Below are 18,247 nucleotides of genomic sequence, written 5' to 3' on the forward strand. Positions count from 1 at the left end.
GACTCTGGTATATCCTATTATGTCGTAAAGGGGGAGCAGGCTTGAAATATGTTATTGGAATTGATTTAGGTACTAGTGCCGTCAAAACACTGCTAGTTAATAAATCAGGGAAAGTTTGTCTGGAACAAACAATTGCTTATCCGTTAATTCAACGTAAGTCTGGTTATAGTGAGCAGGATCCGGAGGAGTGGGTTAGTAAGACGGTCAACGCTTTGAAAGGGCTCTTGAGTAAATTTGATGGGAATATAGAAGATATCGAAGGTATCAGTTTTTCCGGTCAAATGCATGGACTTGTTTTACTTGACCAAGAAGGAAATGTTCTTCGCGATGCCATATTATGGAACGATACGCGTACTACTAAGCAATGTCAGGAAATTTATAATAAAGTAGGCAGGGAGAAATTGCTGACTGTAACTAAAAACCCAGCTCTTGAGGGATTCACTCTGCCAAAATTATTATGGGTGAAAGAAAATGAACCTGAATTGTTCAAGAACGCATCGACTTTCGTGCTTCCTAAGGATTATCTGCGTTATCGCATGACAGGACATCTCGCTACTGATTATTCAGATGCTGCTGGAACACTTTTATTGAATGTAAAAGAAAAGAAATGGAGTATGGAAATTTGTGACGATATAGGTATTGCTTCTTCTTTATGTCCTCCGCTTGTAGAATCACATGAATGCATAGGGACATTAACACCCTCCTTTGCTTCTGAGTCAGGTTTATCCCAATCAACCAGAGTATTTGCAGGAGGGGCAGATAACGCTTGCGGGGCAATTGGTTCTGGTATCTTAAAAAGAGGAGAAACCTTATGCTCTATTGGGACTTCTGGCGTTATCTTGTCTTATGAAGACAACGCTGATTCGGAATTTGAAGGAAGGGTACATTATTTTAACCATGGAAAAAAGGATTCATTTTATACGATGGGCGTTACTTTGTCAGCAGGTTACAGTCTAACCTGGTTTAAAGAGGTATTCTCTAGAGAGTATAATTTTGAAGATTTACTTGATGGTATTGATACTGTTCCAGCAGGTTCCAATGGTTTACTTTTTACACCTTATCTTACTGGTGAGAGGACTCCTTATGCTGATTCGGTTATACGTGGTAGTTTTATTGGAATGGACGCTTCTCATAATATAAAGGATTTTGTAAGGGCAATTCTGGAAGGAATTACTTTTTCGCTTAATGAATCAATCCAAATATTCCGGGAAAATGGCAATGTTATTGATACTATTATCTCTATTGGCGGCGGAGCAAAAAATGATGAATGGTTACAAATGCAAGCGGATATTTTTGATGCTAATATTGTCCGTTTAAAGAGTGAACAAGGTCCTGGTGTCGGCGCAGCAATTCTTGCAGCTGTAGGAGTTGAATGGTTTGCGACACTCGAGGAATGTGCCGAGGTATTCATTGAAAGAATGAAGGAATTCAAACCGAAAGAGGCTAATGTTCAAAAATATCAAAAGCTGTTCAGTATTTACCAGCAAGTTTATTCCAAAACAAAGAGTTTAAACTTAGAATTAAAAGCCTATAGAACATAACTGGACTTCTCTAACGTGTATAGGCCAAGTCTATTGTAGACTTGGCCTTTTAATCCTTTTTCATCAACTTGCTCCATTTTCATTTCTTTTGCTTAACGTATGAATACCTGCTAATAAAGTCATGGTACCTGGTATTAAATAAAGTCCGGCAAGCGCATAAACTCCAGTTGCTGTAGTAAGGATTAGTAACCATCCGGCCAGTAATGGCTTTTTATTTACGTAAAAAAAGCAAACGATTGCAACTACTCCGCTAAATACTCCCAAAAAGCCTATATTGCCGAATGTATACGAATCGTCGATAACAGCAAATAATTGCGCAATTATTGAAAAGAGCAGTCCTATAATACCTCCAATTAGAGCTACATTCTTCATGTTTGATCCCCTCTCAAATTATTGAAATAACGGAAATGGAAAACCTGAAGTTATAGCTATGGCAATAGGGGAAAAAGAACGCATTGATTTATATACTATTATTCAACTTATCATAAAATTACTGTAGATTACATAGACAAGTTACGTAGCATTGTCTGGCTATTTATTCCAAAGCTTGCTTTAAATCCTGTATCAACTCATCCGCATCGCCTTGTCCAACCGATATACGGATCAGTCCTGGACTGGTATGTTCCTCCTTAAGCTGCTCATCATTATTCCCGTAGTTGGGAGACATAATCAAGCTTTCGAAGGAACCCCAGGATACTCCAATTTGAAACACCTTTGTCTTGTTGATCACCTTTTTTACCGTTTCATAAGTAGCATCTCTCAATGAAAAGCTTAGTAATCCGGAGTATCCAGTTAATTGTCTCTGTCCCAAATCGAAATCAGGATGGGATGGCAGTCCCGGATAATGCACTGCCTCTACAGCTGGATGGAATTCTAAGAACTTCGCAACTTCAAGTGCATTTGCTTCATGCGTGTTCATACGTATAGGTAAGGTACGTAAACTGCGTAATAGCTGGGCCGCTTCTTTAGGAGGCATTATACCTCCAAATACAATGAATTCATCGGTGAACATCTTACTGATTATCTGCTTACTGGAAATAACAGCGCCTCCCATTAAATCGCTGTGTCCACCCAAATACTTCGAGGTGGAATGTACGACGATATCAATCCCGTGGGTTAATGGCTTCTGAAAGAGAGGTGTTGCCCATGTGTTGTCTATAATCGTTCGAATTCCTCTTGATTTTGCCAAGCTGGCCAGGGCTTTTAAATCAATCAGCCGGAAATTGTGATCTGTCGGGCATTCAAAATAGATGACTTTAGTATTGGAAAGCAGCGCTTCCTCAATGTCAGCGAGGTCTGTGGAATATATAACAGAGTGCGAAACGTTGAACTTTTCCATATAAGTAAGTAAATCCATAGAAGAGAAGTAGACATTGCTAATGCACAATACATGATCACCGCTTTTAAGACTGTTTAGCAATGCAGCACTAATTGCAGCCATACCAGATGCGAAGCATTTACAAGCTTCCCCGCGTTCCAGTTTAGCCAATTTCTGTTCGGCTATATGTACCGTTGGGTTCGTTCCCCGTGTATAAACAAAATGGTTTTGTTCATTCGACACTGCTTTCCCTAATTCTTCAAAGGTAGGGTAAACGAATAGAGTATTGCTAAATGTCGGCGGAATAATTGCACCATTATAACTTTTCGGGACTTCGCCGTAATGCATGCATATTTCGATATCTTTCATTCTTTCCTCACTTTTTGCCATGGTTTTCGCTCCTAGAGTTTGTCTAGTTTCATTATGTGGATTTTAATATTTCTCATACTTTGTAAGTTGAATCCTTATCTTTTGGTATAATGGTTCTTTAACGAGAATACGGGCTTAAAGAAGGGCTAAAGCATGGAAAATCGAAGCATCGAAACGAATGAATATCTATATGTATATACAAAGGGTCTGGAGGAAGGTTCACTCTGCAGACTAGAGCAAAGAATGCTTTTTGGACAAGAAACAGACAACCTTATTAAAAGTACAAGAATGATTGAACCCAGTAGAAGTCCGTTTATAAAAGGAAGACTTTCTATTCTTTATTCCGGGGATTCTATTGAAGAGATTGTTAAACAAGTAACCCAGATTGAGCTTGATAACAAAACATTCAAGGTGGTTTATATTAAAATAAATGACCTTCCAAGCAACCAGAAAATTGCATTCGAAGACCAGCGGGCTATTGAGAAAGAAGTTGGATGGAATATTATAGGTGAGGCAGAAATGCGTAACCCTGATGTTCTGTTTGGAATCGTTCCGTTTAAAGGTCGCTGGTATTTCGGCAGCTATCTAGAGAGTGAATCTGTATGGCTGCATCATGCTAAAAAACCGCAGGAATACTCGACGGCTCTAAGTACACGTCTAGCCAGAGCAGTTGTGAATATCGCAGTTCCAGACTCGGCAGATGTTAGTGTAATTGATCCTTGCTGTGGAATCGGCACAGTCCTGGTGGAAGCACTCTCGATGGGGATAACCATAACTGGAGCGGATCGCAATCCACTAGCGGTTAAGGGAGCTCGGGAAAATATTGCCCACTTTGACTATCAAGGGGAAGTGGTAGTTCAAGATATTGCCGAGCAAGAAGGGCACTATGACGTCGCGATTATTGATATGCCTTATAATCTCTATTCCCGTGCAACAGCGGAAGAACAGTACACGATTATTAAGCATGCCAGAAGGATCGCCGACAGAGTGGTTATTCTAACTATCGAAGATATGGACGAGATGATTGGGAAGGCAGGCTTTACAATAATGGATCGATGTGTTGCTAATAAGGGAGTGAAGGCGTTGTTTTCGAGGCAGGTAGTGGTTTGTGAATGAGGCTTTTTTACGTTGAGATACTTAATTATTAGATTTTTCTATATCATGTTTTTCAAAAAAACGGTAAAACTTATGGAATTATGATTCACTTTTACTGGAGAGGATTAAATGAAAACGGATTCATGAGGGGGTTGGGATTTCAATTGTCACTGGCGCAGCATCAAGTAATGGATATGCCACTTCAGATGATTATAGAAAAACGGCTCGAAGTTAAGCACTTCTATAGTGGAATACATAAATAATTAGTGAAATTAACCGCTGTCGGCTTTAAATCTAGATGTACAAGGCATGGAATCGTATAAGGAGCTGATTTAAATGAAAAGAATTTCACTTCGTATGGTGAGAGAAGATTTGGTGGATATCCCGCAACACCCGCTTCCAGATGGATTTCGCATAAGATTATTTGAAAAAGGTGACGAACATCATTGGGCACGTGTGGAAGCAAGTGTGGATGAATTTCAAAATCAAGAATCTGCACTAAAGCACTTTCGTAAAGAATTTGGACCACATATTGATGAAATGATAAATAGATGTGTGTTCATCGAGAATGAGCATGGAGAAGTGATTGGAACAACAACTGCATGGTATGGCAACTTAAAGGACGATGGAGAAGTATTAGGGAGAATTCATTGGGTGGGAATTGTTCCTGCATACCAAGGGAAAAAACTATCCAAACCTTTACTAAGTGCAGCTATGAATATCTTGGCCAACTATCATTCAAAGGCCTATCTTACTTCGCAAACAACAAGTTACCAAGCGATTAATATGTATCTAAACTATGGATTTAAACCATTTATCACAGCTCCAAGCTGTCATGAAGCTTGGTCGTTGGTAGAGGATACTTTAGAACGAAAAATATTAAGATAAAATTATAATTGAGGCGTTGCCTCAATGCGAAGTCTATATAAACCGTGCGATCAATCCATTGAGTAAATCAGCGTGGGTTTCGGTTTTTAAAGTACTTTTTGCGTTATTGAGCGGATACCTTGTATGCTTCCCACCACTTTCCCTACAATAAGAAGTGAGATGAGCAGAGAAGAGGTGGGCGCATGAAGCTTAGCGTACTAGATCAGGCACCGATCAGGAGAGGCGCAACGCCTGAGGAGGCATTGCAGGAAAGCGTGGAATTGGCTCAGCATGCGGAAAGATTAGGTTATGAGCGTTACTGGTTTGCGGAGCATCATAATACTAATGGTTTAGTGAGCGTCGCACCTGAAATCATGGCAACGCGGATTGCCAGTGCGACAAATACAATAAAAGTAGGGACAGGCGGCGTCCTGCTGCCGCAGTACAGCCCGCTGAAAGTGGCGGAAACATTTCATACAATAGCCGGACTTTTTCCAGGTCGAGTGGATCTTGGAGTTGGCCGTTCACCTGGCGGAAATGAACAGACCCGAAGCGCTTTGGCAGATGGAGCCGAAAACGGGATGGGTGGATTTCCGAGAAAGCTAGAGGAATTGCAAGGTTTCCTATATAATTCCCTTCCACGCGAGCATGCCTATCGTTCAGTAAAAGCATCTCCGCGGGTCAAAGAGCCAGCGCCATTGTGGGTGCTTGGTTTATCGGAAGGCAGTGCCAAGCGAGCGGCAGATCTTGGTATCGGTTTTGTGTTCGGTCATTTCATTAGTCCTGCCAAACCAAATGCGATGCCTATATATAAGGAAGCATTCCGCCCGTCTGTTACGAGGGAAAAGCCTTATGGTATTGTTTGTATATTTGTTGTATGCGCTGAAACAGAAGAGAAGGCGGAAGAGTTAGCGGAGAGTCAGGATCACTGGCTGCTGAGTGTCGGGAAAGGGCGCGATACGCAGATTCCATCGCCAGAACTTATAAAAAAGCGCCAACTGACGGAAGCAGATAAAGAAACAATCCGGCAAAACCGCAAACGCTGTGTAATTGGAACACCTGAAAAAGTAAGGAAAGAGCTGGAAAGGCTGCAGGAGTATTATCAAGCTGACGAGTTCATGCTGATTACGAATATCTACGATAAAGTAGCTAAATGGAAATCATATGAACTTATCAAACAAGAAGTCGACCATAATAATATTATGTAAACCTATCGATTTAAAAAAGGAGCGAAAAACTCGCTCCTTTTATTTATCCCAATGCTCTTCAATGAACTCATCACGGCCGGATTTGGCACGATCTTCTTCGTAAGCTTCTTTTTCTTTCTTATAAAAGTCCTGATGATAGTCCTCAGCGGGGTAGAAGACAGCTGCAGGCAGGATCTCTGTTACGATCGGCTGCTTGAATTTTCCGCTTTCATCAATTGCTTTTTTAGAGAACTGGGCAAGTTCTGCTTGCACATCATCATGATAGAAGATGGCTGTACGGTATTGATTTCCGCGATCTTGGAACTGACCGCCTGCATCGGTAGGGTCGATTTGCGGCCAATATAGGTCCACTATTTGCTTGTATGTTATTTTAGTTGGGTCATAAGTGATTTCGACAGCTTCATAATGTCCTGTAGTACCTGTTTTCACTTGTTCGTATGTCGGGTTTTCGACATGTCCTCCTGTATAACCGGAGATGACTGATTCGACGCCGTCCCATTGATCAAACGGCTTTACCATACACCAGAAGCATCCTCCTGCGAATGTTGCTTTAGCAAAGTTTGTTGTCATAGTTAATAGCTCCTTCCTGGTGCAATATGACTTATTTTACCCTATATAATTAACTTGTACTAGTATGTTAAAATAAAAGCTCGTAAACTTAAATAAGAAGGATGAGAAAGAAAAGGAGACAATGAATTTCGTTATGAAAAATCATATTTTACTAATAGATGGCATGGCAATATTGTTCCGCGCATTTCATGCTACTGCTTACCGAAATTATTACATGATTAATTCTAAGGGAATGCCGACAAATGGTTTGCATGGCTTCATCCGTCATTTGGCAGCTGCTGTTGATCATTTTGAACCGACACATGTTGCTGCTTGCTGGGATATGGGTTCAAAGACATTCCGCAGTGAAATGCTGGATACGTACAAAGGGAATCGTGAGGCACCGCCTGTTGAGCTGATTCCGCAATTTGAAGCAGTCAAGCAGGTTGCAGCTGGATATGGTATCCCGAATATAGGATTGAAAAACTACGAAGCAGATGACTGCATCGGTACATTAGCCAGCCTTTATGCTGCAGAAGGACATCAGGTTACCGTTCTCACTGGTGACCAGGATATGCTGCAGCTTGTTCGGCCGAATATCGATGTTGCGATTATGCGAAAAGGTGAAGGCAACTACGAAATATTCCAGGAAACAAGCTTTTTCGAACAAAAGGGTCTGACGCCGGCTCAAATCATCGATATGAAAGGTTTAATGGGGGACAGTTCTGATAACTATCCAGGAGTTAAAGGTATTGGTGAGAAAACAGCTATTAAGCTATTGACTCAATTTGAAAATATCGATAAGCTGCTCGAGAATCTAGAAGAACTTCCAGCAGGTGTACGAAAGAAAATTGAGTCCGACTTGGACAACCTGCATTTGAGCAGAAAGCTTGCTGCTATCCATTGCGAAGTTCCGATCAGCTGTGAGCTTGAAGATGCTGTTTGGGCAGTAGATGAGAAGCAAAAACAGACAATGCTTGAGGAATTTGAACTGACAAAGCTGAGCCGTTTACTACGTGCTGCTGACCAGCTGGCAAACTAAAAAGCGATTGTGCGTTATGCACAATCGCTTTTTTTCATCTAAATTGCTGTAAGCGGGAAAAGAAATCCCGGACGAATTCGTAGAATAATCGTTCAGACGGCGCCACTTGTCTTTCTTTCGGTATGATGACACCGACCGATCTTCTGACTTCGGGAAATGTAATTGGTATTTTCGTAGTCATCCTGGGCGTAGCATCATAGAATGTACTTTCCGGCAAGATAGTGATACCGATGCCGGCTGCTACGAGCCCTTTTATAGCGTCCAGATCCTCACCTTCTGATGATACAGTCGGTACAAATCCAGCTTTCTTGCATCCATCCATCACAAGCTGGCGCAGTTTATATCCTTCTGGGAAAAGAACAAACTGCTCGCTCTGCAGATCCTTCAGATGCAGCTGCTCCCGTTCTGCAAATCGGTGCGCGACTGGAACGAGCGCAGAAAAGCTCTCGGTGAAGAGAATTTCTCCTTCAATTCGGTCGTGGTCCCTTGGAACAGGGCCGATGAAGGCAATATCTATATCACCGCGAGACACTTGTTCGATTAGAAATTGATATGTTCCCTGGCGAAGCTGGAACTGGATGTTCGGATAGGCTTCTTTGAAGGAATAAATGACAGTCGGCAGAAGTTGACCAGCCAAGCTGGTTGGAAAGCCGATCTTAATTGAACCTCGCTCCGGATCTAAATGTTCGTCGATTTGCTTTTTTGCATAATCGATTGCCTGCATGGCCGTTTCGATATGGGAGAGAAAAGTGCGGCCAATTTTGGTCAGTTTGACGTTTCTGCCTTCCCGTTCAAACAGATCTACTTCGAGTTCATCCTCTAAATTGCTGATTTGACGGCTGATGGCGGACTGTGCAACATGCAAATATTCGGCTGCTTCCGACATATGCTCCCGCTTTGCAACCTCGATAAAATAGCGTAGTTGACGCAATTCCATGCTGTAATCCCCCTATCTATCTCAAAATGAGATTGATTCTATCTAAATTATATATTGTTTCGATCAATTAGAAAACCTACAATGTACTATAAGACAACATGTCGGTTCGAGACAGAGAGTGAGGGATTAATAATGGCATTTCATTTCCTACCAAAAGCGCAAGGCTTATACCGACCGGAATTTGAGCACGATGCGTGCGGAATCGGTTTATACGCACATATGAAAGGTAAAGCCGCCCATTATATTGTCCAAAAAGGATTGCAACTGCTTTGCCAGCTTGATCACCGTGGAGGACAGGGGAGCGATCCTGCATCAGGAGACGGAGCAGGTATCATGGTGCAGCTGCCACACCGTTATTTTTCCGAAAAGACAGAATTTTCGTTACCTGAACCTGGAGATTACGGTGTTGCCATGATCTTCTTCAACACGCAAGACGCCCAGCAGGAAGAGCTGGAAAGCAAAATCAGTGCTCTTGTAGAAGCAGAAGGCCAGCATGTTATCGGCTGGCGCACGACACCTGTCGATGACACGCACATCGGCATTATGGCAAAGGATGTAAAACCATTTGTCCGTCAGCTTTTCGTCGGCAAAGGGGAGGAAACAGAAAAAGGACTCCCATTCGAGCGTAAGCTGTATGTTATCCGCAAACAGGCGGAAAACGAAGCGAAAGAAATGCATCAGCATTTGTATTTTGCCAGCTTCTCCAGCGAGACAATCGTTTACAAAGGGATGCTGACATCTGTCCAAGTGGATCAGTTCTATCTGGATTTACAGGATCCGCTATTCGAAAGTGCGTTTGCACTTGTGCACTCTCGTTTCAGTACGAATACATTCCCAAGCTGGGAACGCGCCCATCCAAACCGTTATCTCATCCATAATGGGGAAATCAATACGTTGCAAGGAAACGTCAACTGGATGCGTGCTCGTCAAAAGCAGCTTGTATCAAAAGCTTTCGGCAAGGATACAGCGAAGATCCTGCCGATTCTTGATACAGACGGAAGTGACTCTTCCATCATGGATAATGCTTTTGAGTTCTTCGTGCTTGCTGGCCGTAAACCGGCTCATGCTGCCATGATGATGATTCCGGAACCATGGGATAAAAACCCATACATGAATAAGAAAAAACGTGCTTTTTACGCTTATCATAGCACATTGATGGAACCATGGGACGGCCCGACGGCCATTTCATTCACAAACGGCAAACAAATCGGTGCGGTCCTTGACCGTAATGGTCTGCGTCCAGGACGTTATTACGTAACAAAGGATGACCATTTGATTCTGTCCTCAGAAGTAGGCGTTCTAGATGTGGAAGAAGAGAATGTTCTATTGAAAGACCGTCTAAGCCCTGGCAAGATGCTTCTACTGGATATGGAGCAAGGACGTTTAATTCCTGACGAGGAAATCAAGCAGGAAATGGCTGCCGCAGCACCTTACCAGCAGTGGCTGGATGAGAACATTGTGGAACTCCATGATCAAACAGTGTCTGATGATAGTGCTGTTGAGGACCTTGTAACGAAACAGAAAGCTTTCGGCTACACATATGAAGATGTGCAGAAGTACATCGTTCCGCTTGTATCAGAAGGCAAGGACCCGATCGGGGCTATGGGAAATGACACACCGCTTGCAGTGCTGTCTGACCGACCACAGTCATTGTTCTTTTATTTCAAGCAGTTGTTCGCCCAGGTAACGAACCCACCGATCGATGCATATCGGGAGCAAATCGTTACAAGTACGCTTTCTTATCTTGGAAAAGAAGGTAATCTTCTTCATCCGGATGAAACGAACTGCAGACGGATTAAATTAGCATCACCTGTTATTACAAACAATCAGCTGGAACAGTTGGTTTCTGAGCAGAGCGGCGACTTCAAGCTTCAGGAGATTCACACTTTATTTGGAGAAAATCTGAAGAAGAGTATGGAACGCATTTTCCAAGAAGCAGAAGATGCAATCAGCAAAGGTGTCAGCGTACTCGTACTGACTGATCGTCTTATGTCGGATATCTATGTGCCGATTCCTACTTTGCTTGCTGTAAGTGGCTTGCATCAGCATCTTGTCCGGAAAGGTCTTCGGACGAAGGTTAGTTTGATCGCTTCTGCCGGGGAAGTACGGGAAGTGCATCATGTGGCTACACTTCTCGGATATGGTGCAGATGCCATTCATCCTTATTTGGCGTATGCGACACTGAAGGAAAGCATCGATAAAGGAGATATCGTGCTGTCTTATCCCGAAGCTGTCAGACAATATGCTGCTGCTATGACAGAGGGTGTCGTCAAGGTTATGTCCAAAATGGGCATCAGTACGGTGCAAAGCTACCGCGGTGCACAAATTTTTGAAGCAGTCGGTATCAGTCATGGAGTTATTTCTAAGTATTTCACTGGAACAACATCCCAGCTTGATGGAATTAACTTAAAGACGATTGCAGAAGAAGCGAGAAAACGTCATCATGCAGGCTATAAATCCACATCAGCAGCCTTGGAAACAGGCAGTGAATATCAGTGGCGTAAAAACGGCGAGCATCACGCATTTAATCCGAAAACGATCCATACGCTTCAATGGGCATGCCGTCAGGATAACTATGAGTTGTTCAAGGAATATACCGAAGCTGCCGATCAAGAACGACTCGGTTTCCTTCGTAACTTATTCGATTTCAAAAAGTCCAATGCAATTCCACTTGAAGAAGTTGAATCGGTCGAAAGCATCGTGACACGCTTCAAAACAGGAGCCATGTCATTCGGTTCGATCAGTGAAGAAGCACATGAAGCACTTGCAATTGCGATGAACCGTTTAGGCGGTAAAAGCAATAGTGGTGAAGGCGGCGAAAATGCTAAGCGTTATACGCCGGATGAAAACGGTGATCTCCGTCGCAGTGCCATTAAGCAGATAGCTTCAGGTCGTTTCGGAGTGATGAGCTCTTATCTTGTGCAAGCGAATGAGCTGCAAATCAAGGTGGCGCAAGGTGCAAAACCCGGGGAAGGCGGACAGCTTCCAGGCAAAAAAGTATATCCGTGGGTTGCGGACGTTCGGAAATCGACTCCAGGTGTTGGTTTAATTTCACCGCCGCCGCATCATGATATTTACAGCATCGAGGATTTGGCTCAACTGATTCACGACTTGAAGAATGCGAATAGCGATGCAAGAATCAGTGTTAAATTAGTCGCAAAAGGCGGCGTCGGCACGATTGCTGCTGGTGTTGCAAAAGGCGCTGCAGATGTAATCGTCATTAGTGGTTATGACGGCGGAACAGGAGCATCACCGAAAACTAGTATCAAACACGCTGGCCTTCCATGGGAGATCGGATTAGCGGAAGCACACCAGACACTTATGCTGAATGGTTTGCGTGACCGTGTCCGTTTGGAAACCGACGGTAAATTGATGACTGGCCGTGATGTTGTTATGGCGGCATTACTTGGTGCAGAGGAGTATGGTTTTGCAACAGCGCCATTAGTAGTTCTTGGCTGTGTTATGATGCGTGTTTGTCATATTGATACATGCCCAGTTGGTATCGCGACGCAAAACCCTGAGCTTCGTAAAAAATTCATGGGTGACCCGGATCATGTCGTCAACTTCATGACATTCATTGCACAAGAAGTAAGAGAAATTATGGCTGAGCTTGGTTTCCGCACAATGGAAGAAATGGTTGGACGTACAGATGTACTTGAAGTATCTGAGCGAGCACAATCTCATTGGAAAGCAGGACAGCTTGATTTAAGCAGACTGCTGCATCAAATCGACGGAGCTCGTACTTACAGCACGCCGCAAAACCATAAGATCGATATCGCATTGGACACAACAGATATTCTGCCGCATCTAGAAAAAGCTTTATCTGGCAAAGAACAAGTTAACCTGGAACTTCCTATCCGCAATATCAACCGTGTAGCAGGAACGCTTGCTGGCAGTGAAATCAGTAAAAAGTTTGCTGAAGCCGGACTTCCGGAAGACTCAGTGAATCTGCATTTCCATGGTTCAGCCGGGCAAAGCTTTGGTGCTTTCACACCGAAGGGAATGACCCTGACAGTAACGGGAGATAGCAATGACTATGTTGGTAAAGGCTTATCCGGCGCGAAATTGATCGTTAAGAAGCCGGCTGAATTCCGAGCATCTGCTGCTAAGCACGTAATTGCTGGTAACGTGGCATTATATGGAGCGACTTCCGGTGAAGCATATATCAACGGTATGGCAGGAGAACGTTTTGCTGTCCGTAACAGTGGTGCAACAGCTGTTGTAGAAGGAATCGGAGAGCACGGCTGTGAATATATGACCGGCGGTAAGGTTGTCATACTCGGTGAAGTTGGCAAGAACTTTGCTGCAGGAATGTCAGGCGGAATTGCTTACATTCATACAGCTGACAGGGAAGCGTTCAAGCAGCTTTGCAATACAGAAATGATTGACTTTGAACAATTATCTGATGAGAGAGAGATCGCTGAGCTTAGGGGTACTATTGAGAAGCATGTTGCTTACACAGATAGTGAGAAAGCATCCTTCATCCTGGAAAACTGGGAAGCGGAACTAGCTTACTTTGTCAAAGTGATTCCAATCGATTACCGCAGCATGATGCATCAGATCGATGCACAGCGTGAGCTTGGACTATCTCAGGAAGAAGCTGTCATGGAAGCATTCGTATTGAAAAACCAGCAGCCAAAACCAGTGAAAGAATCCGAGAGACCTGCAGCAGTACATTAAGAAAGAGGTGGAAGTATGGGGAAAGCAACCGGATTTATCGACTACAAAAGAGAAGAAGCAAATGAACGCGATCCAAAGACGCGGACCCGGGACTGGAACGAATACGCCGCTCCTTTCTCTGATGCTACGCTAAAGACACAAGGAGCTCGCTGTATGGACTGCGGTACACCGTTTTGTCATATCGGTATGGAGATCGGAGGAGCCACTTCCGGCTGTCCGATTTACAATTTGATTCCAGAATGGAACGACCTTGTGTATAAGGGTAAATGGAAGGAAGCATTGGAAAGACTGATGCTGACGAATAATTTCCCGGAATTCACTGGCCGTGTCTGCCCGGCACCTTGTGAAGGTTCCTGCACAGTAGCAATTAGTGATCCGGCAGTTGCCATCAAAAATATCGAACGTGCAATCATCGATAAAGGTTTCGAAAATGGCTGGATCACACCGCGTATTCCGCAAAAACGTACTGGCAAAAAGGTCGCAATCATCGGATCTGGTCCTGCAGGTATGGCTAGTGCTGATCAGCTGAACCAAGCTGGTCACACAGTCACTGTATACGAGCGCGCTGACCGTGCTGGCGGATTGCTTATGTATGGAATTCCGAACATGAAGCTGGAAAAAGAAGTGGTAGAACGCCGCATCAACCTACTGCGTCAGGAAGGTATCGACTTTATCCTGAACACAGAAATCGGTAAGGATATCCTTGCTGAAGAGCTTCGTGAACAATATGATGCGGTGATACTTTGTACAGGAGCTCAACAGCAGCGTGATCTTGTAATCAAAGGAAGAGAATCTAAAGGTATTCATATCGCAATGGATTATCTAACCGTTTCAACAAAAGCGCTGCTTGATGACAAATTAGCAATTCAGCCGGAGTTTGATGCGGCAGGTAAAGACGTTATTGTTATCGGTGGCGGGGATACTGGTGCAGACTGTATTGCAACGGCTGTTCGTCAAGGTGCAAAAAGCGTTACGCAATTCGGGAAACACCCACAGCTGCCGCTTGCTCGCAGTGCTGATAACCAATGGCCAGAATATCCGCATGTATTCGGTTTGGAATATGCACATAAAGAAGCAAAAGCAGTTTACGGGGAAGATCCGCGCCAATACTCTATCCAGACAACGAAATTCGTCAAGGATGAGCAAGGCAATCTAAAAGAATTGCATACTATTGATATGCAGAAAGTACGTAATGAGAAAGGTATGTTCGTCTACCAGGAAGTTGAAGGATCTGAGAAAGTATGGCCTGCTGAGCTTGTATTGATTGCCATCGGCTTTGAAGGCACTGAAACGCCGTTGCTTACAGAGTTTGGTGTGAATGTAACACCAAACAAACGCGTGGAAGCAGCCTACGGAGATTATCGTACGAATGTAGATAAAGTTTTCGCCGCTGGCGATGCCCGCCGCGGACAAAGTCTAATTGTTTGGGCTATTAACGAAGGCAGAGATGTTGCCAAACAGGTTGATCTTCAACTAATGGGTGAGACTGTATTACCTTGATGATAAAGCAGAATTTCCGTTTAACGGAGGTTCTGCTTTTATTATGCCTTCAGAAGGAAATGCAAGCCAGCAACTTGTCAGGATTCCTGCCAGTATTTTGTCAGAACAACTTCATAATGCCTGTATTCATCCGATATACAAGGGATGGGGGATTCAATGAGGAGGATCAGCATGTTATTGAAACGCAAAAAAGAGAGACAAGCAGAAGCAGTGGAACTTACTAATATATCTAAAGAAGCAAAAGTAGTACTGAAAATTGAGGGTGAGTTGAAAAAACAGCTTGATATGATTCATCTGACAGAAGTCGATCTGCGTGTGTTAACAGGATTGCAGCCATTAGTCTGTGCAGAGATTGAAAGTATCGTGAGCCGCTTTTATCAGAACATAACCAATCAGGAAAATTTGCTCGCTATTATTGAAAGTAATAGTTCTGTAGAACGATTGAAGCAGACATTAAAACGGCATATACAGGAAATGTTTGATGGCAAGGTAGATGCTGACTATGTAGAGAAGCGCAAACGTATTGCCTTGATTCATGCGAAAATTGGACTGGAGCCGAAATGGTATATGGGCGCTTTCCAAGATCTATTGCAGCAGATGTTATCCATATTCGAACAGCATCTCACTGATTTTGCAGCTTACCGCATAGCCGTACTTGCCACGACAAAGATTTTTAACATCGAACAGCAAATTGTGTTGGATGCTTATAATACCGAACATGAAAGCGTACATATTGAGCACATTGAAAAACAAGATAAACTATATGAAAGTATACAAGTAACTTCCGAGAGTCTTACAAGCATATTCTTGAAGGTGAACCGAGCTGTGGAAGAGCTAGTTACATTCTCGACAAAGCTGACAGAACAAAGTAATGAAACGAAACAAACGGCAAAAGAAGTAGTAAACCATTCCGAGGAAGGCCAAGCGGGTCTAGCGTCCCAGCAGCAACGGATGCAGCACATCGGAGAGCAAATGGAAATGGTGCAAAAAGAGCTGACGGCGCTGGAGGCAGCAGCTGCTAAAATCGGCAGTATCGTTGGGTTAGTGGAAGGTATTGCTGAGCAAACGAACCTGCTTTCTCTTAATGCTTCGATTGAATCTGCACGGGCAGGCGAACAAGGAAAAGGATTTGCCGTCGTAGCAAGCGAAGTCCGGAAATTGGCGGAAGAAACGAAATCATCTGTGTCTGATGTAACAGCATTGATTCAAGATACGCATTCCCAGATTAGTAACGTAAGCAAATTCATGGAGACAGCAGAGGATTTGATTGCCAATGGAACTGTACAGCTAGGAGATGTAACCTCAAAATTTGAGAACATCATGACGCATTCTCAAAGTAACGAACAAATAAGCAGCCGAACAGAGGAAAGTATCAAACAATTCACTGGAGAGCTTATGGATGTAAAAGGAGCTATGCAGCAAGCAGAAAGCGTACTCCGACAATTAAATGAGCTTACATAAAAGAAAACCAGCAGTCAAGTGACTGCTGGTTATTTGCTTTCAAACTGTGTTTGTTTAAATTGCTCCTTCAATGCAGAAGGTGCTTGTTTAATGGAAGAAATAACAGTCTTCGATCCTTCAGTAATAGACTGGACATTAGACTGGATATCCTTCTGATGCTGCTGCAAAACTGTCTGCTCTTGCTTGATTGTCTGCATATCCGCTTGCATTGGAGCCATTGTCTTATCGATTTTTTTCTTTGTTGCAAGCATTGATTTTACAGCTTTCATGATCATGCCAGCTGCTATAGCCAGTGCACCGATAATAATGACGCCGCAAATGATCCACATAATTGTACCCATTTCCATATGCCGTCCCTCCTTTATGTATGTGCTGTTCTTTTCCCTAATCTTTGTTTATCCTAACATACTGAACGGAATTTTGTTAAAATTTTAGGTTGAAACTATATAGAATCTCCTATATAATCTGTTGATAAGATATTGTTGTCGCAATATTCTATCATTAGAAACAATTTAACCAAAAAAGAGAATGAAAATCTTAAATGACAGGGAGTCCTAGCTTTGAAACAACAAACTTTTGCTTTTACACGCAGTGAGAATCTAAAACAGAAACCGGACGCAAGTACGCTTCAATTCGGAAAGGTATTCACTGACCATATGTTCACAATGGATTATACAACAGAAACAGGCTGGCATGATCCTCAGATTGTGCCATATGCACCGCTGGAGCTTGATCCGGCAGCTATGTGCTTCCACTATGGCCAGACAGTATTTGAAGGCTTGAAAGCCTATGTGACCAAAGAAGGAAAAGTTTTGCTATTCCGTCCAGATAAGAACTTCGAGCGACTTAACCGTTCGAATGACAGACTATGTATTCCGCGTTTGGATGAGGAAGTGGCATTAGAAGCATTGCGACAGCTCATTTCGGTCGAGAAAGATTGGATCCCGACTGCAGAAGGAACTTCACTTTATATCCGTCCGTTCATCATTTCGACGGAGCCGTTCCTTGGCGTAGCTGCATCTATCAGCTACAAGTTCATCATCATTCTTTCTCCTGTAGGGGCTTACTATAAAGAAGGTATTAACCCAGTAAGCATTGCAGTGGAGAATGACTATGTACGTGCAGTCAAAGGCGGTACAGGCGATGCGAAAACAGGCGGAAACTATGCTGCAAGCCTTAAAGCACAAGAAGTAGCAGCAGCATCTGGTTTCTCCCAGGTTCTTTGGCTGGATGGTGTGGAGAAGAAATACATCGAGGAAGTTGGCAGTATGAATGTATTTTTCAAAATTGATGGTGAAATCGTTACACCGCAGCTGAACGGCAGCATCCTGCAAGGTGTTACACGCGACAGTGTCCTTCATTTGTTGAAGCACTGGGGTTATCCGGTAACAGAACGTCGCGTTTCTATCGCAGAGGTGGTTCAGGCGCAGAAAGAAGGCAAACTGGAAGAGGCGTTCGGTACTGGGACAGCGGCAGTCATTTCACCGGTCGGTAAGCTCTTCTATGAAGGAGAAACATACGAGATCAATAATGGCGTCACTGGTGAAGTTGCTAAGCGCGTCTATGAAACGATCGTCGGTATCCAAAAGGGCGAGGTAGAAGATACATTCGGCTGGACAATCGAAGTCAACTAACTTTAGAGGAACCTCCACACATAGCAGTGGGGGTTTTTAGTTTCTA

At 43.4% G+C, this 18,247-nt stretch carries 14 protein-coding genes; 9 read left to right on the forward strand and 5 right to left on the reverse strand.

The features are described from left to right. The first annotated feature begins 41 nt into the window (after positions 1-41). Entirely contained in the window at positions 42-1,541 is a 1,500-nt protein-coding gene (gene xylB / locus CHH58_RS03785) for a xylulokinase (RefSeq protein ID WP_095262039.1), read from the forward strand. A gap of 63 nt (positions 1,542-1,604) precedes the next feature. Here xylB and CHH58_RS03790 read toward each other — a convergent pair whose 3' ends face one another. Both CHH58_RS03790 and CHH58_RS03795 read right to left on the reverse strand, forming a co-directional pair. Continuing rightward, on the reverse strand, positions 1,605-1,913 hold the full coding sequence (locus CHH58_RS03790) for a hypothetical protein (RefSeq protein ID WP_095227167.1): 309 nt from the start codon (positions 1,911-1,913) through the stop codon (positions 1,605-1,607). Positions 1,914-2,076: 163 nt separating this feature from the next. Next, complete coding sequence (locus CHH58_RS03795) at positions 2,077-3,249, reverse strand: trans-sulfuration enzyme family protein (protein WP_095262040.1); 1,173 nt, start codon at positions 3,247-3,249, stop codon at positions 2,077-2,079. A 132-nt stretch (positions 3,250-3,381) separates the two neighbouring features. On the opposite strand from CHH58_RS03795, the gene CHH58_RS03800 reads away from it, so the two are divergent. The 3 genes from CHH58_RS03800 to CHH58_RS03810 all read left to right on the forward strand — a co-directional run bounded on the left by CHH58_RS03800 (position 3,382) and on the right by CHH58_RS03810 (position 6,398). Beyond that, entirely contained in the window at positions 3,382-4,344 is a 963-nt protein-coding gene (locus CHH58_RS03800; RefSeq protein WP_095262041.1) for a TRM11 family SAM-dependent methyltransferase, read from the forward strand. A 315-nt stretch (positions 4,345-4,659) separates the two neighbouring features. Beyond that, complete coding sequence (locus CHH58_RS03805) at positions 4,660-5,211, forward strand: GNAT family N-acetyltransferase (protein ID WP_095262042.1); 552 nt, start codon at positions 4,660-4,662, stop codon at positions 5,209-5,211. Between the two features lie 182 nt (positions 5,212-5,393). Beyond that, complete coding sequence (locus tag CHH58_RS03810) at positions 5,394-6,398, forward strand: LLM class flavin-dependent oxidoreductase (protein WP_095262043.1); 1,005 nt, start codon at positions 5,394-5,396, stop codon at positions 6,396-6,398. A 39-nt stretch (positions 6,399-6,437) separates the two neighbouring features. Here CHH58_RS03810 and msrA read toward each other — a convergent pair whose 3' ends face one another. Continuing rightward, positions 6,438-6,968, reverse strand: a complete 531-nt coding sequence (gene msrA / locus CHH58_RS03815) for a peptide-methionine (S)-S-oxide reductase MsrA (protein WP_095227162.1) — start codon at positions 6,966-6,968, stop codon at positions 6,438-6,440. Between the two features lie 133 nt (positions 6,969-7,101). On the opposite strand from msrA, the gene CHH58_RS03820 reads away from it, so the two are divergent. Then, positions 7,102-7,989 (forward strand): 5'-3' exonuclease, encoded by an 888-nt coding sequence (locus CHH58_RS03820; RefSeq protein ID WP_095232844.1) that lies wholly within the window; start codon positions 7,102-7,104, stop codon positions 7,987-7,989. A 34-nt stretch (positions 7,990-8,023) separates the two neighbouring features. Here the strand turns inward: CHH58_RS03820 and CHH58_RS03825 are convergent, their stop codons facing one another. Then, positions 8,024-8,926: a LysR family transcriptional regulator gene (locus tag CHH58_RS03825; protein WP_095227161.1), complete on the reverse strand. Its 903-nt coding sequence runs from the start codon at positions 8,924-8,926 to the stop codon at positions 8,024-8,026. A gap of 132 nt (positions 8,927-9,058) precedes the next feature. On the opposite strand from CHH58_RS03825, the gene gltB reads away from it, so the two are divergent. The 3 genes from gltB to CHH58_RS03840 all read left to right on the forward strand — a co-directional run bounded on the left by gltB (position 9,059) and on the right by CHH58_RS03840 (position 16,567). Beyond that, positions 9,059-13,606 (forward strand): glutamate synthase large subunit, encoded by a 4,548-nt coding sequence (gene gltB / locus CHH58_RS03830; protein WP_095262044.1) that lies wholly within the window; start codon positions 9,059-9,061, stop codon positions 13,604-13,606. Between the two features lie 15 nt (positions 13,607-13,621). Then, a complete protein-coding gene (gene gltD / locus CHH58_RS03835; RefSeq protein WP_095262045.1) occupies positions 13,622-15,106 on the forward strand; it encodes a glutamate synthase small subunit in 1,485 nt (494 codons plus the stop codon). 171 nt (positions 15,107-15,277) lie between these two features. Beyond that, a complete protein-coding gene (locus CHH58_RS03840; RefSeq protein ID WP_170937509.1) occupies positions 15,278-16,567 on the forward strand; it encodes a globin-coupled sensor protein in 1,290 nt (429 codons plus the stop codon). A 29-nt stretch (positions 16,568-16,596) separates the two neighbouring features. On the opposite strand, the gene CHH58_RS03845 is transcribed toward CHH58_RS03840, so the two are convergent. Continuing rightward, the gene (locus CHH58_RS03845) at positions 16,597-16,914 is read right to left on the reverse strand and encodes a hypothetical protein (RefSeq protein ID WP_095262047.1); all 318 of its coding nucleotides are present in this window, start codon (positions 16,912-16,914) and stop codon (positions 16,597-16,599) included. A gap of 213 nt (positions 16,915-17,127) precedes the next feature. Here CHH58_RS03845 and CHH58_RS03850 point away from each other — a divergent pair, with 213 nt between their 5' ends. Beyond that, the gene (locus CHH58_RS03850) at positions 17,128-18,201 is read left to right on the forward strand and encodes a branched-chain amino acid aminotransferase (protein ID WP_095227156.1); all 1,074 of its coding nucleotides are present in this window, start codon (positions 17,128-17,130) and stop codon (positions 18,199-18,201) included. Positions 18,202-18,247 lie beyond the last annotated feature (46 nt).

It is taken from the genome of Terribacillus saccharophilus, from assembly GCF_002272745.1.
Lineage (GTDB): Bacteria > Bacillota > Bacilli > Bacillales > Amphibacillaceae > Terribacillus > Terribacillus saccharophilus_B.

Coding starts and splice junctions, on each gene's coding strand:
- CHH58_RS03820 (WP_095232844.1), top strand. CDS start 7,102: ATGAAAAATCATATTTTACTAATAGATGGCATGGCAATATTGTTCCGC.
- CHH58_RS03795 (WP_095262040.1), bottom strand. CDS start 3,249: ATGGCAAAAAGTGAGGAAAGAATGAAAGATATCGAAATATGCATGCAT.
- CHH58_RS03790 (WP_095227167.1), bottom strand. CDS start 1,913: ATGAAGAATGTAGCTCTAATTGGAGGTATTATAGGACTGCTCTTTTCA.
- CHH58_RS03840 (WP_170937509.1), top strand. CDS start 15,278: ATGTTATTGAAACGCAAAAAAGAGAGACAAGCAGAAGCAGTGGAACTT.
- CHH58_RS03800 (WP_095262041.1), top strand. CDS start 3,382: ATGGAAAATCGAAGCATCGAAACGAATGAATATCTATATGTATATACA.
- msrA (WP_095227162.1), bottom strand. CDS start 6,968: ATGACAACAAACTTTGCTAAAGCAACATTCGCAGGAGGATGCTTCTGG.
- gltB (WP_095262044.1), top strand. CDS start 9,059: ATGGCATTTCATTTCCTACCAAAAGCGCAAGGCTTATACCGACCGGAA.
- CHH58_RS03805 (WP_095262042.1), top strand. CDS start 4,660: ATGAAAAGAATTTCACTTCGTATGGTGAGAGAAGATTTGGTGGATATC.
- CHH58_RS03810 (WP_095262043.1), top strand. CDS start 5,394: ATGAAGCTTAGCGTACTAGATCAGGCACCGATCAGGAGAGGCGCAACG.
- CHH58_RS03825 (WP_095227161.1), bottom strand. CDS start 8,926: ATGGAATTGCGTCAACTACGCTATTTTATCGAGGTTGCAAAGCGGGAG.
- gltD (WP_095262045.1), top strand. CDS start 13,622: ATGGGGAAAGCAACCGGATTTATCGACTACAAAAGAGAAGAAGCAAAT.
- CHH58_RS03845 (WP_095262047.1), bottom strand. CDS start 16,914: ATGGAAATGGGTACAATTATGTGGATCATTTGCGGCGTCATTATTATC.